Here is a 15,241-nt window from a genome sequence, read left to right as displayed (position 1 = left end):
CGATTTTTCATCTAGCACGGATTGCAGTTGTCCGAGAAAAAGCGTGGCATATCGCCAATGGACTACGTTCGAGTGAACTCTCCGAAGAACATGTCTGGGGTGAGGCTCATGTCAGCTTAGTCACCTGGCCGCGCCAAGTCACGCAACAACCCCTGCGCCTGGTCATAGCCCGGGATGTCAGAACGCAGCGCGCTCACGAGCTCGGATATGTGAGACGCAACTTCAGCGCGCACGACTTCGGGCGTCGGTCGCCCGAGTGGGCGCAAGCGCAGGAAGGGAATTCCCGCTGTGGAAAAGAGCCTGTCCTTGCGCTCGTCGCGTTCCTGCTGACGGTCGGTATCATGCCACGGGCTATCCACTTCGATAGCGAGCATGGGCAGATATGTGGTACTGGATACAACCACAATGTCTACGCTCGCGCGCAGGTAGTAGCCGAAGTCATCCTGGTCGACCAGTTCTTTCAGACGGTCGTAGCTCATGATGCTTTGCAATGAGCAATTCGGGAACACCAGGTGGTTCGGGCACAGCTGCACCACGACCTGGTAGATGCTGAACTCGCGCTCGCTGTTGAATACCTGCTTGATGGCGGCGGTACCGTTGGCCCGCACAATTCGGCCTGCAACCGAGTGCTGGTTTTCGCGCTCAAGAAGCGGAATGATGTACGGATTCACGACATACCCGGTCGGTGTATCGCGAACCATCCCTTCATCGAGGAGCCGCTTGTGGTGCTTCCCCGCCCACTCAGCGGACATGCCGGCATAGCGGCCGAGTTCCTCGTAACCTTTGAATGCGTCAATCTGGTGCAGTGTCGCAAGCACGGTCTTAGCGGGTGCGCTCAGCGCAGGCCAACGGTTCACGGCCGTTCGCTCATGCTGGTCCGCCTGCTGTAATTCATGAAGTCGGCGCTGGGCGCTCTCACGAATCTTTGCGAGCGCCTTCGTTGCCCGCACGTCCTCAGTTTTCACCGCTTCTAGGAGATGCAGATGGTCCTTCATGTCGGAGACCGACGTTTCGCCCTTCCACAACGTGGCCAGGTTGCCCTTGATGGCATCGAGCCCATCATATGAGGCGCTGAGACTCGCTGTATAGAAGCACAGTGCATCGTATCTTGTCCCCGAGGAGCTCACCTGCTCCAGGTAGCCCTTCATGAACCATCCGCGCGGTGACTCCAGGTCCGGCGAAAGCTCGCGCGACAGATCGACAATGCGCTCGAGCGCCTCACCCCCCGCCGAGAGCAACTTGTTGAACACGGCCACCGCGCTGCCTTGCCACAATCTCTCGGGGTCGCCAGCCAGTTCGTCCCGCCGCGCGGCAAGCGCTTCGAGATGCGGAACCACTAGCGAAATGTCTGCTGCACTAAGCTCGCCCTCGAAAGCAGGCATAGGCTGCTCGCGCAGTTGCACGGCAGCCTGAGGATGGACCAGCGCATCAAGGAAAAATCGCAAGCGGTCGCGCAGCGTAACCGCGCTGTTCATGGCCATCCATTGGAAACGGCATGATTTTTCGCGAAGCCACGCCAGGTCCTCAAATTGCATGTGAGGCTGTTTCGTGTAGTCGGCGCCCGACGCCGAAATGGCGTGCACCAGCTTGAGATAGAGCTGACATGCTTCTCGGTGGCGCGGGTAGGCTTTCGTCAGATCGTGAACCACGGAGATGAGAAGGTCTACCGGGGTAGGTCTTCGAAGGCCCGAGAATGCAAACGGAATCGATTCCGGGCCGTCTGCGCCCTGCACCATCAAGTCGCCCATGTCGATGTCCGAGACACGCGCGTACCGGGAAAGATAATTGACTGCGCTAACTAGGTAGCGGTCGCGTTCATTCTCATGAATCGCCAAGATGCTTCGCATCATTGCCGCGAGACCGTCGGAGAAATCGTGCGCGAAAGGCCCGGGGTATCTCGCAAGGACAGCGGCGTAGTCATTGGGCTGCGCGAAGCCCATCTCCCACAGGAACCCCCAGCCTGACGGGGTCAATTCCTGTCGGGATGTGTACTCGTCGTCTAAGGCTTCGCCCACGTACTCATCGGGAAGGACAGGTTCGGGAAGCTTTGCCAACGCTGCGCGCACAGCCAGCGCGTCGCCCGGTGTAGCGGCGAGCATGTCCAGCTCCGTTTCCATGGCCTGCAGCCGAATCTTGTCGTCGTCCTCGAGCCCAGGCATCCTCCAGGCTCGCGCATAGGCTTCTCTTAGCAGAAGGTCCAGGTCTGGGAGCTGCTCAAGCACTTCCTTCTGCCCGGGAAGAAGCTCTTCGTCCTCCCAATGCTCGTCAGGGAACATCAAGGACAGGGCTATGCTTCGCAGACGCTCAACCCATTTGAACTGCATCGGCTCCATGCAGGCACGCGTCAATTGGTCCAGCGCGTGCAGCGTGTCCTCCAAGGTGAAGTCGAGCAGGCGCAGATAGATATTGAACTCGTCTGCGCGATAGAAGTGCGTCGCGAGGTCCGCCATGCGCATTACGGCGCCTTTGAGCGCTGACCGGTTTTGCGCTTCCACAAATTCGATTGACGAGAGGTGTGCCTTCGTCCAAGCGACAACCTTCGAGCTCAGTATCCAAAACTCCGCCTCGTGGTCCGTCTTGTCAACGATGCTCGGCGGCGTCAGAGCGTTGACGAATTCCAGCAGCTCGTTCCACTGCTCTGTCTGGACGCAATGATGGACCTGCTTCCGAAGGTCTTCAAGCGTGATACCTATCGAGGCTTGGGAATTGATGCTGCTCCCCGTCGAGGATGCAGGATGTTGGCCTGCGGTAGCGCGTCGGGTAGCTCCAGACTTCTTGTTCTTACGGGACACATTGGCCTCGATATGTCGATATGGAGGAGAGCAAGAGGGATGCCATCGCCTGAGCGAAAGCTCCAAATACCATCACGGCGCATCGTTTCTCGCCGTGCATAGCGTGTGGCAGTTCGAAGGGAAAGTCATGCATCTCGTTGCCAAGCACTTGGTAGATCGCTCTAATATGCTCGGGTCGCTGCGATTCGAATCGCATGACTTTCATTGAAACCGACAGTTCTACGGCCTAAGACCTTCGTCCTACGTCTCGACTTTATTTTCTTCTAACCGCCTTAAGGTGGTTTCGTTTTGAACAATTTGATGGGACTTTTCGTCGAGACCATCAAAGAACTCCTCGTCATGAGGATATTTTTTTGCAAGTACGTCCCAAATCATGGAGTCACGGAGTTCATGTCGGTCCTCTCCGAAATGCGCTTGCCGATGGTCGTCCGCGCAAATAGCGACAACATTTCGTTCATCGTCAGCCCCGCCGCAATTCAGCGGAATGACGTGGTGCGCTTCCAGGTAGTAGGCGCCGCTTGCCGTCACAAACCCTTTCTTGCCACAGAGCTCACAGCACCCATCTGCAGCCCGCAGCTTCGCTGCACGCACTACCGCCGAGTCACGCTCGTAAATCGCCGTAGCCGTAGCAATGACCTTCTTCGCAGGAACAGCAGGAGCCGGCGAGGCGTTGCGCTTCTTCTCATACGCTTGGTCTTCGGCGTAGCCGTCGAACTCGGCGGGTTGCGGCTTGCCGCGAACAACCACAATTCGCCGGTCTTCATTTCGGTGATGTGGGTACCAGAGGACAGGGTCAAGCTCGCGCTGATGAGCCTCGCTCGTCTCTCTCAGTCCTTTCTTTCTCCGTACTCCATCGAGGATAGCCACATGAATCGGCTTCTTGCGGTAGAAGGCTTCTAGCATCAGCGCAGATACGGCGTCTGCACGATTCAACTGTACTGGAGCAGCCGTGTCGACATTCTCTTGCGCCCAGTCGGAAGCGGTGTCGATGAAGAAAATCTCGTCACCATCCTCATCCATATTGTCATGCCAGATGTTGACCAGGTAAGGACCGCCATCGCCTTTGAAGCACCAATCGTACTGCGTCGTCATAGGCACACCGACTTTCTCCGCGATGTCTCGGACGCGCTGTATCGTTACTGGTTTCAGGTCTGCCAGAGTTGTCATGTATTTTTCTGAGGGTGGGAGCACCTGACGTTTTGCAGGGAGTTCGCGAGCCTTTCTATTCTTTCCGCGGTCTTGTCTGCCAGAAGGTGGGGAATGACGCTGCCGATTGCACGTGCATCGCTCACGTTTGTGCAGCCTCACCGGCGTTGTTTCCGGGTGCTCCCGGCTTTACTGTGCGAACCGCCTTCACGGCATCAATGGCCGGGACGTTCTGGACGAGTCTACGCAGGTATCGACTCGTCCACCGGTGCTTCATTGACCTGCTCTCCAGACGGCGTCTCGCGTTCTCAAAGCGCATCTACGCAATGCTTGCTCGAAATGAAGGCGGCACAACCATGCCGCTACCACGTTAGCCGACAAGCAATTCCGCCGGGTCTACCCCAAGCCCCGACGCGAGTTTTTGCAGGTTATCAAGCGTAATGTTAGTTGCAGCCCGTTCGATATGGCTCACATACGTTCGGTGGAAGCCGCATTGGACGCTGAGCGATTCCTGGGAGATGCCTTTTTCCGAGCGCAGGCGCCGGACATGATCTGCCAGCCGGCGTCGGAGGTACGGGTCGATGTCTTTGCTGTCGGTTTCGGTCATGGCCCGGAGGTTGGCGCAACATGACCTTTCCGTCTACTTCGCAAACATATACTGTATAAACATATACTGCGTAAACGTATATAATGCGTTCTTCACGGTATATGAATGCCTCCAAGGCCGAGGTTCAATAACCGGTGCACTAAGTGATGCCGAGTGGGCAGCCATCGATAAGAGGAGTCGACGTATGACAGGTCCAACCGACGGTCGCACAAAGCCCATCGTTAGAGCGATATCCACTGTGCATCCGTGCAGTGAACTGTCGCTTGATATGCCGACGCGGAGCTGAACTTCAGACAACGCATGCGTCGGTAACAGACTTCATTTTCACTATCGTTCACTGCGAGAGACCCGCGCGTCTGCGCGGAAGTTTGATGAGGGAGATTTATTGGTGACTGCTCCTCGAGCACAGCATCGCACACGGTCAATCGAAAATTCTGCAGCCGTGCGCCGAATGACTAAGATGGCTAAACACCCGCAGCCCCGCGTATGGATGCTGAATTACCCGCTCTTCTTCCGCGCAGCCCATTATCCCTGGTCATACCCGACGAACATTTCGCACTTTGGAATTCTGTGTGGGGTCGGCTGGTATCCGATTATTGAAGCGCTGGCGCGTGACGTCGAGTCCGAGTTGCGTGCATTGTGGCGCGAACAATTCCACCGTCCGGACCAGATCGCAGCCTTGGAATATGCACTCGCGACCGGGTGTGCGACCTTCCCCGTCCTTCCCATCTGCACAGACATCTCGCAAGTCGATGGTGAACTCAATGTGGAGTTTCAGCAAGGGTCCATGTGCCCGGCGGATGTTGCGGAACGGATTCGCTCTTACATAGACATCGCAGTAGCGAGTTCTCGCTATATCTGCGAGAGCTGCGGCAGGTCCGGCAAGTTTCGCGAATCCTACTGGCGTCGTGTGTATTGCGATGACTGCCTTGTGCCAGAGGCCCCCTTGGAGCAGGCGGTGACGCCCGCATAAAACGTATCTGGTCGCCCGGAGGACTAGCGCATGCTCGAATACCGTGAGAAGGCTGTCCTCGAGACGGCTGCCTGCATCTGCGACGGGTGCGGGCGGCTGATGAGGCCGGAAGCCAGCGACGGCGAATGGCAGGAACGGATGTCGCTCACGTGGCGCGGCGGCGTTGGTTCAGTCTTTGGTCACAGCGTCGAGATGGATCTCGATCTCTGCCAGCACTGCGTGAAAACCATCTTGGGCGAGTGGATCCGGGTTACGCGCGGGGACCGGGGCGACGGTCCACACGATTTGCGCGGCACGGTGTTGGCCGAAGCCACGTCATCACGCACATCCGTCGCCGATGCCCCCCACTTCGATCTCCTTCCTGCGTTCGTCAAAGCTACCGTCGAGTTCGTCGAGAAGAATGGATTGCCCCTCGAAGGGAACCGGAAGCTGACGGAGGTCAGGTCAATCACGGATCTGGCAGGCTGCATAAGGTCTCTAGTCCCTGGTGTATCTGTGGACAATATGAAAGCGCGGCGCGGTGACCCGAACTTGGTGTGGCGGATCCTGCGCCTCGCAACATACGTCTGGGATGACGCGACCGACGCCGACGCCTGGATGTGCTGCCCGCATCCTGAACTTGGCGGCAAGACACCATATGAGGCTGCGGCTGACGCTGCCGGCGCCGAACGGGTAGAAGCTATCTTGTGGCGAATCCTGCATGGGATCCCGGCGTGAGTAGCCATCACACTCGGGGCCGCTTCGTGACCGTCTCAAGCGTTACGTCGTCGAGATGCGAACGCAGGAGCCTCGACGCCGCGCTCAAAGCGATCAACGAGACGTTCGGCCCGGTCGGCTTGCGCGAATACGTGAACGACGGAGAAGGCAATTGAGCCCTGAACTGGATGCCAAGCTGCGCGCCGACTACCCCCTGATCTTTACGGTCGACCCGGTTGGCGATCCCTACGATCTCGACATGCCTCCTGTGCCGTCCGCATTCGCGACTTGGGGCTTCGAGTGCGGCGATGGATGGTATGACCTGCTCAACGCCCTGTGCCTGAACCTGCAGCACGCGACGAAGCGCGGAGCATCGCAGGTCGTCGCCATTCAAGTGAAAGAAAAATTCGGCGGACTTTGCTTTTACGCGAACGGGCCAGATGCCGACCAAGCGGGCATGATCGAACTAGCTGAAACGATGAGCAAGCAGCTTTGTGAGGTGTGCGGCAATCGAGGCAAGACGATTCGAAACGGGGGGATCAAAACGCGCTGTCTTGAACACGAAAACGACTGAAGCCTGCGGCAACCTCATCTAAAGCCCATTTGAAAATGACCACGACATACGAACGAACTCGCACCGTAGACCAAACACGCGAGTTGCTAGAGAAGCCCGCTTCCGATGACGCCCCGGCAAATCATCACGAGGTGCAAGAGGAGGCGATACGTCTTTTGCCGCACTACCCATGCGATTTTGACCTCGAGCTTTTCTTCCGCCGCGCTTCCCGGTGTATGGGGTTCGCCTGGCGGGCACTGATGGCTCCTGCCAAGAACATCAGCCAGATGTCGGTCGGCATTCGGCCAATAAGGGCCCTTCGTGCCGACTCTACGAACGTCGGCTCGCCTCCTCAGAACGGCCCCTGACTATCTGAGCGGCCAAAGACGCCCCGCTCCACCGAGCGGAGGCGTCTCCCCTGTTAATCCCTGTCAGCTTGCCGGATTGCGTGCCATGACGATCCACGCTGCGCCGTTGATCATCACAGACCGTTCGCCGGGGAGGCCCGCGAGGGCGGCACGAACCGCGGCCGAGGCGCGCGCGCGGATGTCGTCAGGCTTATCAGCGAGCGAGCGCGACAGCGGGCCGACCTCGAGCGTCATCTTCACCGCGTCGTCGATCGCAGCGTCCCGCGTCCCGCCCTCGCCGAACGGGACGGAAGCATCGAAGGGCGCGATAGCGATATCGGTGAAGCCGGCCGCCGTCAGGATGCGTGCCACGCGACCCCGGTCGCCGAACGAGAATGGGCCGGGCGCTTCGGGATCGGGCAGCGCGCTCGGCGGGACGATGCCCTTGAGTGCGCCCATCGGCAGGCGCACCCAATCGTTCTCGGCCGCGCCGCGCCAGCAGACGAAAGCGACCCGCCCGCCCGGCCGCAGCGCGCGTCGCAAATGGACGAACGCCGCTGTCGGATCGTCGAAGAACATCACCCCGAAGCGCGAGAACAGGACGTCGAACGCGCCCTCGGGCAGCTCCGCGCTGCTGGCGTCGGCCACCTGGAACAGGACCGGCGTATCCTGTGGTGCAAGCGCGCGCGCCCGGCCAATCAGCGGTTCGGATATGTCCACGCCCAGCACCTGGCCGCCCGCGCCGACGCGGGCGGCCAGAGCCAGACTCGACGCGCCCGCGCCGCAGCCGACGTCCAGCACGCGCTCACCCGTCATGGGCGAGGCGGCTTCTATCGCGGCCTGGCCGAACACCGCCACCATGGCGTCAAGCCGGGTCTGGTTGGCGACCCAGCGCTCCCCGCTTTGACCATTCCAGTCGCCGACCTGATAGGCATTTTGGTCTGCCATGTCATCTCCTCGTTCCGATTCGTTCTCAACTAGCTCCCCTCTGTTCCAGGCAAAGGGCAGCCGAACCGATGCCAAAGCGCGCATCGCAGTCAGAGCCCCCGCTTGTTCGAGGAACCCCACACGCCAGCGCTCCAGGCGTTAAGCGTCCACTATTCTTTTCAACGTGGCCCTTTGCATTGATCGCGGCGTCAGACGATTTGAAAAGGCTGCCATCTTGTTCGACAGGCCGGCGACCACCATAGCCTTTCCTTGCAACAGCGCCCGAATACCGCTCACGGCGACCGGACGAGGTTTCATGGTGAGGAGGCGCAGCAAGGCCGACGTGGTTGCGCCGGCTGCCTCATCGAAGCCCGTCGCAGTGTGCCCCGGGCAGAGAGTGGTAACAACCACGCCATGCGGGCGCAGTTCGTCGTGCACGGCCTCGCCAAGGGCGAGTACATATGCCTTGGTTGCTGCGTAGGCCGCGTAGCTGGGAACCGCTTGGAAGGCCATGAGGCTAGCGACGAGAAGGATGTGTCCAGATCGCCGCTTGGCCATATCGCGGCCGAAGAGATAGGTCAGCTCCGTGAGCGTCGTGATGTTGAGCTGGATCATGTTCGCGGTGCGCTCGATCGGCGTTTCCAATAAGTCGCCGTGCAAGCCGTATCCGGCATTGTTCAACAAGATGTCGACGGTCACCGACCTCGCGTCGAGACTGCATTTCAAGCGGCTGGCCGCGTCCGGCGAGGCAAGATCGATCACCTCGACCAGCACATGCACCCCGTATTTGCGGCGGAGATCGCGGGCAAGCTTTTCCATCGACTCCTGCCGTCGGGCCGCCAATACGAGATTGACTTTCTGCGCAGCCAGTAGATCTGCGAATTCAAGGCCGAGGCCACTCGACGCCCCGGTGATCAGAGCCCATTTTCCAGCGAAGCTGTTCATTGGTTCTTTCGACATTGTTCTCTTCCTCAACTCTTTGATCAGCGAATGGGGCTCAGCCACATTCTCAATCGGAGCACCCGCCTATCCTTTCGATCGGCGACGCTTTCGCGAACCTGTTCGGCGGCCGCATCCAGAAGCGCGTAGTCGATCTCCCCCGGGATGGAATCTGTGCTCTCAAACCACCATCGACTGCTGGGCGAAGATGCCCGCCATCGCGCCCTGCGATGATGCCTGGGTGACCGAGGGCAAGAAGGGTGTGGCGAGGTCGCCAGCGGCGTAGATTCCGGGCATGCTGGTTTGGCGGCGCTCGTCGACCTTGAGGACGATGCCGGTGGGCGTATCGACCGTGGCGAGACCCAGCGATTCATGCAGGCTTGCAGCCGGCTTATTGCGCGGCTGGGCGAACAGGACGTCGACCGCGACGTTGCGGCGGGTATCGAGATTGACGGTGGTGATATGGCCGTTCTGGTGGGCGATCTCGACGATCCGGCCATCGACGAGAGGTATGTTGCGGCCCGCCAGATCGGCCTGGATATCGGGCGCAATGTCATGACCATCGGTGAAGATAGTCAACCTGTCAGTCCAATCGCGGAACAGCCTGGCAGACTGGTACGACTGCGGGCTGGACCAAACGAGGCCCCAATGCTGGCCGGCGACTTCAAAGCCGTCGCAATAGGGGCAGGGCACGATGGACGTGCCCCAGCTTTCGGCAAAGCCCGGAACATCAGGCATCTGGTCGGCGACGCCATAGCTCAGGATCAGGCGGCGCGCGCTTAGGCTTTCGTGATCGTCAGTGACGACGCAGAAATCGTCGATGGCGCCAGACACGCTCTCGGCCCGGGCATCGACCAGGCTGATCGTTGGATAGCGCGCCAGTTGCTGCCGCGCCTCGACGAGGATGTCCAGCGGCGGCTTGTGATCGTGGCCGAGCAAGCCATGCGAGTGGCCGGCAAAGCGGTTGCGCGGCCGGCCGGTATCGAGAACGGTGACCTTGCGGCGGGCACGGCCGAGCTGCAGGGCGGCGGCGAGGCCGGCAAAGCTGCCTCCGATGATGATGACGTCATCCATGCTGATGGGCTCCGTGTTGTGGATGGAGGGGTGGGCTGGGCGTGGTGTGCAATATCGTCCGGCGTCCAAATGAGGTTTCCCCGGGCCGCCGGCGATATCGCCTACCCTTGGCTTGCACATTTCGATACTGCGTGGTATCGTAATCCACGAATTTGAATACTGTCAAGTACCGGAATTGTCGTGACCGAAAATAGCCAGGGCCGGCGCGGCCGGCCCGCCAACGAGGCGCTTCGCCAAACAATCGTCGACGCTGCCTGCGAACTCTTTGTGGAATTGGGTTTTCAAGCGACGACCATGGATAAGGTCGCCCAGCGCGCGAAGATATCCAAGCTCAGCATCTATCGGCACTTCGAGAACAAGGAGGCGCTGTTCAGCGCGGCCATGGTGGCCCGCTGCGATCAATTTGCACCGCAGGCCCTTTCTGAAGGCGTCGACGGTTCGGCCGAAGATCAGCTCATGGCGGTGGGATCATCCCTGCTTCGCACGCTGTTGAGCCCGGACGTCCGCACTGTCGAAGCCATGGTTTTGGCCGACAAGACGAATCAAAAGGCGTTAAGCAAGCTCCATTACGAAGCCGGGCCCGCCCATGTCATCGCCCAAATCGAGGCCGTGTTGCGTCAGTTGCACGCGAAAGCGATTCTGAACGTACCCGATGCTCTCCGGGCCGCCCGCTTGTTTGCAGCGCTTTTCAAAGGCTCCGATCTGCTGCTTATCGCACGCTTCGACGAGGCGAGAGCAAAGGACGACAACGAAATCGAATCCTATTGCCGGTCGGCCGTCGCCATGTTCATCGCCGCGCACGGTGGCATCTAAAGGTGCGCTATCGCGGCCAATGAAGAACTCGCAGCAACTGCATACGATGTGCGCCCCGAGCAACCTATGGATGATGCGTGGACAACTGACGCGCGAGGCCATTGCGTGAGCGCAAAAAGCCGTCCGCGCGGGCAGGCAATCGACGCCTTCTTTGTGCCGAACGTCGCGCTGCATTCGAGCCAGGTGCCGCACCCCTTGCACCGCATCGGCTCTATGTTGATGGCTCAGTGCTGCAAAACGAGTTCTGAATACCATCCCTAGGCGTCGCGGAGCACTTACGACCAAGCTTTGACGCACGCGATGACTTCTGTCGATTCCAAAGCAGACCTTGACAGTGCGTTGGCGATTGGCTCCTAGGGGTCGGGCATCCGCCATCCACTGTTCTCTCCGGGATGCCTCGCCTTCGGGGGAGGGGCGCTAGTGCCTAATCGGGTGTTGGAGCTTGTCGGCGTCGCCATATACGCTCGAAGCGCTCGACGACCTGCTTTGGGCATCGCCGTTCCATGCGATGGGCAACGGCGTCAAGAATAGACTCCGTAGTCGATGCGCGTCAGAAACGACTTGACGAGTTCGGTGCCTTCGGAGGTTCGAAGCAGGTCCAGTGGCTTTCGGCCATCGATCCCGAGAGCCGGCGTGACAAGCCAACGCTCGGCCGCATCTTTCGAGCCAAAGACGTCGATTGCGTGCTCGGTCACGACTACGAGCCGGATGAGCCGGTCACTCGCGTTACTGTCGAGCGCCAGGTCAGAATGCTTGCCACGCTGCAGCGTTCGCTCGCTCACCCCGATGGTCTGGAGCACCTCGTTTCGACTGACGATCTCATAAGTGGCCGTGACGTCGCGCGCGAGAGCGACTGGAAGCCCCTTAACCACGAGGTCGTGTGTCTGCATTGAGGTTATGTCCGCGAGCTTCGAGATGGCATCATCAATCGGCTCTTCGGGCCGCAGGTCGGCATGCTCCGCAATCCTCAGTTTGATCGCGTCCAGCAGGCCAGCGAACGGGCTGTGTGGCTCCTTCGCCTCTCGGGTTCGGTTCATTTCAGGCTTCGACTCCTCGCGTGTCAATAACCATACGTCAGACGCGACGCACCCGCCAGATCGCGCTTTGAGGCATCACCTGCTCCGACCGTCGTCTGGGCCGTCGCTCGGCCCATTAACGGATTGTGGTGCCTCAGGGCCAGTTATCTTCGGGACTCTGCCCAGATTGGCTCGCTGGTCACCCCCCGTCGATCAGGTGTGCCGCGTCAACCTCAATAGCCAGTGCCAGCGAGGTCCCGACGTCTTTCCGTTTGCAGGTCGCAAAGATTCCGCGGAAGGCACGCTCTCTGCAACCGACGCACTACGCGCCTTCTCGATTCGCTCAATGGTCGCAGCCAAGGAGACCGAGCAGAACAAGACGCTGCTCGATTCTATGGTCATTAACCACGACCCAAAGTTTGTGAACGCTGGCTTCATCTTCTAACCGCTTAACGCAGGCTAGCGTTCAGCCAACTCATTCAGGACGCGCTGCCGACGCGGAAAGAAAAAAGCCCGCTCGTTGGCGGGCTGAATCCATATCAGGTGAGACATGGAGGAGACGAACCTAGTATAAACCCTTAGGCTAAGTTTGCAAGACTCCTGTGTCCCCTTAACAACGGAAACGCATTGGCGGCCGCCGCATGTTCGTTTCTAGGCAAAGTGGTCGGCGCTTTACGGCGAGCGCCCGGCGCTGATTTGGTCTGCGATTGCATTCCGATGCGCTGTGAGATACTGTATATATATACAGTATTTTGACGCTATGAACACTGCTCGCGCCCCATTACCGGAATCAATCCACCCGTCGCTCTGGCGGGCGTCGCAACTCGCGCGCGGCCGTTTATCAACGGTCGAAACCGGCTATCCAGCCTTGTCCCGCGAGCTTCCTAGCGGAGGATGGCCACTTGGAGCTCTTACAGAGGTCCTTCCCCAAGCGTCCGGCTCTGGAGAGATGCGTCTCTTAGCCCCGGCACTTGCGTCACTTAAAGAGCCCATCGTTTTGGTTGAGCCTCCCTGTGAACCGTGTGGGCAAGGCCTTGCCTATTCAGGCATTCCGGCAGGTCAGGTGCTTCTCTTACGAGCAAAGCGCTCAAGCGACCAATTGTGGGCAACAGAGCAGATTCTCAAAGCCAGCACATGCGGCGCCGTGTTGCTATGGCTGACGCACGCAAGGGCAGATGCACTCCGGCGATTGCTTTTGGCCGCCCGCTCGAGCACTTCGCTTTTTTTCGTGTTTCGCCCCATCCGCGAGGCCACCGATGCATCTCCCGCGGAACTGCGCATCACTGTCCGCACAGCCGAACGAGGCGTGAGCCTAGACATCGTCAAACGCAAGGGCTCCAAGTTTGAAGGCGAGCTGACCGTTAACTTGCAACCTGGGGCAGCGCTCATGAGCCTCCATGGCAGACAGCGCCGGTCTGTTACGCCGGCTAAGAGTCCGACAACGGAAGTCGCATTTGCGAACTGACCGATTTATCAAAAGGAGCGTCCATCGTGAGAGCAGATGAGTGGGTTCGTGAGGCCGAGCGAGAAACGAAACTCGTTGATGCCCTGTACAAAGCACGTCACCTGATTTCGATGCACAACGGCATGACCGTGCGGTGTGACGGTGAGGAATGGGCACTCGATTTCCAGCCCGAGTTGCAAGCCATTGACGCCACGTTGCGGTCGGTCGGAGTCGACATGAGACATCGCAAGCAATAGGTCCATGGCGAGGAGCAGAAGCTGCTTCGTCGAATAGGGTCCCGCTTCCGCAGTACCTGAAGGTAGAAACGGCTGCGTCTGGTGAACCGAAGACGGACCCGCCTACGGAACTTCCTTGGGACCTTTTCTGCCCGAAGACTAATGCCACGAGTACCCTGCGTGGGCCGCGGTATCATGTTTTTCCTCAAAGGAGAAATGCATGTGCTACTCGGCGCAGGTAGTCGCGGACTACAAGAAATTTGTGCGTACCTTTGGTGCCACAATGGACATGCACGAGTTCGCACGTCTGTTTTTCGAGCGCGCCGAAGGTGCCAGCAAGGCGAAGATACCCAAGGCAATGGAAGACGCGTTTGGTGAACCGAAAACTGATGCCGAGCGCGAAATCAAGGCTTTAATCGGGCGATTCAACGCCGAGCAGACGACGAAACTCGAACAAGACCTGTTCAAGCAGCGCAAGCGCCTGGCTGACGCGGAACGAACCCTGCAGACAAAGGTAACCAAAGCAGCAACCGAGAGTCAGCGCATCGCAACCGATAAGATTGCATGGGCGAAGGGCAAACTCGAAGACTTGCAGCGCACCGAGCCTAAGCCGCGAGACTCGCGCATTTTTCCGGGACACTACTCGCCCGTGATGGTTATCGAAAATGGCCGTCGGATCGTGAGGCCGATGCGTTACCAGTGCCGCATTGCCGGAAAGCCTGCGTCTTATGATGTCAAATATCCGGGGACCTACAACGCGCGCCGCGACAATCTCGAAGGCTTCTGGAAGCCTCTTTTCGGATATTCGCACGCTGTCATGCTTGTCGACGTCTTCTATGAAAACGTCCAGAAGGCGAAGCTTGAGGGAACACTATCCGAGACACACGACCAAAGGGAAAACGTCGTATTGGAGTTTCGTCCGAGCAACGGTGAACTGATGCACGTCGCCTGTCTCTGGTCGCGGTGGAGCGCGCCGGATGAGCCGGACCTTCTCTCGTTTGCCGCCATCACTGATGAGCCGCCGCCGGAGGTGGCCGCTGCGGGGCACGACCGGTGCATCATTCCTATCAAACCCGAGAATATCGACACCTGGCTTAACCCGGACGCGTCGGACTTGGCAGCCATGTACGCGATACTTGATGACAGGGACCGACCGTATTACGAGCATCGTCTGGCCGCATGAACGCGCGCCAAATTCCGACCAACGACGCATGGACCTTTGGATTCAACCTTGTGCCCAGTGCGCTGACCTCCACGGCAAGTCGGCCAGTGAGCCGCCGCATCGTGGCCTTGTGCTCAACGGCATCGGGTCTATCGAGAATGCCCGGCGAGAGGAACACTACAGCTGCACACAGTGCCGGGCGGCGTTCGCTCGCATTCTTGCTGGGCCGTCGACAAGCCGGGTTTGGTTGTTGCTGAACGCAGCGCAGCATTGAAGAAGTGCCCGACAACCGATGGTGGGCACGCTACGCAACACTCACCTGCTCAATGCATTTAGTTTTTACTGACTGATGGCATAGCTGGACGAGCGCGCCGTACGCCCGTCAAAGGTCGAGTCGCCCATGCGGCCATCGTCTTGTGCGTAACGACTGCTCACGTTTGGGAGCATATGTAACGGAGACCTCTCAGGTTTTGCTTGAGCAGGTCTTCATCGGACCGGGTTCGTTTAGGTTTATTC

At 59.2% G+C, this 15,241-nt stretch carries 16 protein-coding genes and 2 pseudogenes; 11 read left to right on the top strand and 7 right to left on the bottom strand.

From position 1 onward, the window contains the following. Nucleotides 1-116: 116 nt before the first annotated feature. The 3 genes from BN2475_RS13030 to BN2475_RS13015 all read right to left on the bottom strand — a co-directional run bounded on the left by BN2475_RS13030 (nucleotide 117) and on the right by BN2475_RS13015 (nucleotide 4,545). Entirely contained in the window at nucleotides 117-2,792 is a 2,676-nt protein-coding gene (locus tag BN2475_RS13030; RefSeq protein ID WP_094779933.1) for a DUF2726 domain-containing protein, read from the bottom strand. A 240-nt stretch (nucleotides 2,793-3,032) separates the two neighbouring features. Then, complete coding sequence (locus tag BN2475_RS13020; protein ID WP_094779931.1) at nucleotides 3,033-3,959, bottom strand: HNH endonuclease signature motif containing protein; 927 nt, start codon at nucleotides 3,957-3,959, stop codon at nucleotides 3,033-3,035. Nucleotides 3,960-4,308: 349 nt separating this feature from the next. After that, complete coding sequence (locus tag BN2475_RS13015; RefSeq protein WP_094779930.1) at nucleotides 4,309-4,545, bottom strand: helix-turn-helix domain-containing protein; 237 nt, start codon at nucleotides 4,543-4,545, stop codon at nucleotides 4,309-4,311. A 451-nt stretch (nucleotides 4,546-4,996) separates the two neighbouring features. Between BN2475_RS13015 and BN2475_RS13010 the strand changes: the two genes are divergently transcribed. The 5 genes from BN2475_RS13010 to BN2475_RS36345 are packed head-to-tail and all read left to right on the top strand — an operon-like array spanning nucleotide 4,997 to nucleotide 7,135. Further along, complete coding sequence (locus BN2475_RS13010; RefSeq protein WP_094779929.1) at nucleotides 4,997-5,518, top strand: hypothetical protein; 522 nt, start codon at nucleotides 4,997-4,999, stop codon at nucleotides 5,516-5,518. A 30-nt stretch (nucleotides 5,519-5,548) separates the two neighbouring features. Then, nucleotides 5,549-6,235 carry an MbcA/ParS/Xre antitoxin family protein gene (locus tag BN2475_RS13005; protein ID WP_094779928.1) on the top strand — a complete coding sequence of 229 codons (687 nt, stop codon included), beginning with the start codon at nucleotides 5,549-5,551 and terminating at the stop codon, nucleotides 6,233-6,235. Between the two features lie 26 nt (nucleotides 6,236-6,261). After that, complete coding sequence (locus BN2475_RS36210; RefSeq protein WP_281254212.1) at nucleotides 6,262-6,390, top strand: hypothetical protein; 129 nt, start codon at nucleotides 6,262-6,264, stop codon at nucleotides 6,388-6,390. Beyond that, nucleotides 6,387-6,788 (top strand): hypothetical protein, encoded by a 402-nt coding sequence (locus BN2475_RS13000; RefSeq protein ID WP_094779927.1) that lies wholly within the window; start codon nucleotides 6,387-6,389, stop codon nucleotides 6,786-6,788. Before BN2475_RS36210 ends, BN2475_RS13000 begins: the two co-directional genes overlap by 4 nt. A 35-nt stretch (nucleotides 6,789-6,823) precedes the next feature. After that, complete coding sequence (locus tag BN2475_RS36345) at nucleotides 6,824-7,135, top strand: BPSL0761 family protein (RefSeq protein WP_342744607.1); 312 nt, start codon at nucleotides 6,824-6,826, stop codon at nucleotides 7,133-7,135. A 63-nt stretch (nucleotides 7,136-7,198) separates the two neighbouring features. On the opposite strand, the gene BN2475_RS12990 is transcribed toward BN2475_RS36345, so the two are convergent. The 3 genes from BN2475_RS12990 to BN2475_RS12980 form a co-directional block, all read right to left on the bottom strand. After that, complete coding sequence (locus tag BN2475_RS12990) at nucleotides 7,199-8,062, bottom strand: class I SAM-dependent methyltransferase (protein WP_094779926.1); 864 nt, start codon at nucleotides 8,060-8,062, stop codon at nucleotides 7,199-7,201. 138 nt (nucleotides 8,063-8,200) lie between these two features. After that, nucleotides 8,201-9,001, bottom strand: coding sequence for an SDR family NAD(P)-dependent oxidoreductase (locus tag BN2475_RS12985; protein WP_094779925.1), 801 nt, complete (start codon nucleotides 8,999-9,001; stop codon nucleotides 8,201-8,203). A 159-nt stretch (nucleotides 9,002-9,160) separates the two neighbouring features. After that, nucleotides 9,161-10,054 (bottom strand): NAD(P)/FAD-dependent oxidoreductase, encoded by an 894-nt coding sequence (locus BN2475_RS12980; protein WP_094779924.1) that lies wholly within the window; start codon nucleotides 10,052-10,054, stop codon nucleotides 9,161-9,163. A 180-nt stretch (nucleotides 10,055-10,234) separates the two neighbouring features. Here BN2475_RS12980 and BN2475_RS12975 point away from each other — a divergent pair, with 180 nt between their 5' ends. Next, nucleotides 10,235-10,867: a TetR/AcrR family transcriptional regulator gene (locus tag BN2475_RS12975; protein ID WP_094779923.1), complete on the top strand. Its 633-nt coding sequence runs from the start codon at nucleotides 10,235-10,237 to the stop codon at nucleotides 10,865-10,867. Next, nucleotides 10,855-10,976, top strand: a pseudogene (locus tag BN2475_RS33560) (IS5/IS1182 family transposase); the annotation flags it as partial. The gene BN2475_RS12975 and the pseudogene BN2475_RS33560, both read left to right, overlap by 13 nt. A 412-nt stretch (nucleotides 10,977-11,388) precedes the next feature. On the opposite strand, the gene parS reads toward BN2475_RS33560, so the two are convergent. Beyond that, nucleotides 11,389-11,904, bottom strand: a complete 516-nt coding sequence (gene parS / locus BN2475_RS12970; protein ID WP_094779922.1) for a type II RES/Xre toxin-antitoxin system antitoxin — start codon at nucleotides 11,902-11,904, stop codon at nucleotides 11,389-11,391. A 153-nt stretch (nucleotides 11,905-12,057) separates the two neighbouring features. Here parS and BN2475_RS12965 point away from each other — a divergent pair. The 4 genes and pseudogenes from BN2475_RS12965 to BN2475_RS12950 form a co-directional block, all read left to right on the top strand. Next, nucleotides 12,058-12,328, top strand: a pseudogene (locus BN2475_RS12965) (NADP-dependent glyceraldehyde-3-phosphate dehydrogenase); the annotation flags it as partial. Nucleotides 12,329-12,643: 315 nt separating this feature from the next. Next, nucleotides 12,644-13,348 carry a translesion DNA synthesis-associated protein ImuA gene (gene imuA, locus BN2475_RS12960; RefSeq protein ID WP_094779921.1) on the top strand — a complete coding sequence of 235 codons (705 nt, stop codon included), beginning with the start codon at nucleotides 12,644-12,646 and terminating at the stop codon, nucleotides 13,346-13,348. 26 nt (nucleotides 13,349-13,374) lie between these two features. Further along, complete coding sequence (locus BN2475_RS12955; protein WP_008918310.1) at nucleotides 13,375-13,584, top strand: hypothetical protein; 210 nt, start codon at nucleotides 13,375-13,377, stop codon at nucleotides 13,582-13,584. Nucleotides 13,585-13,783: 199 nt separating this feature from the next. Continuing rightward, nucleotides 13,784-14,746 carry an SOS response-associated peptidase family protein gene (locus tag BN2475_RS12950; RefSeq protein ID WP_094779920.1) on the top strand — a complete coding sequence of 321 codons (963 nt, stop codon included), beginning with the start codon at nucleotides 13,784-13,786 and terminating at the stop codon, nucleotides 14,744-14,746. Nucleotides 14,747-15,241 lie beyond the last annotated feature (495 nt).

This window comes from Paraburkholderia ribeironis (assembly GCF_900019265.1).
In the GTDB taxonomy this organism is placed as follows: domain Bacteria; phylum Pseudomonadota; class Gammaproteobacteria; order Burkholderiales; family Burkholderiaceae; genus Paraburkholderia; species Paraburkholderia ribeironis.
This window is presented reverse-complemented; position numbering and strand designations above follow the sequence as displayed.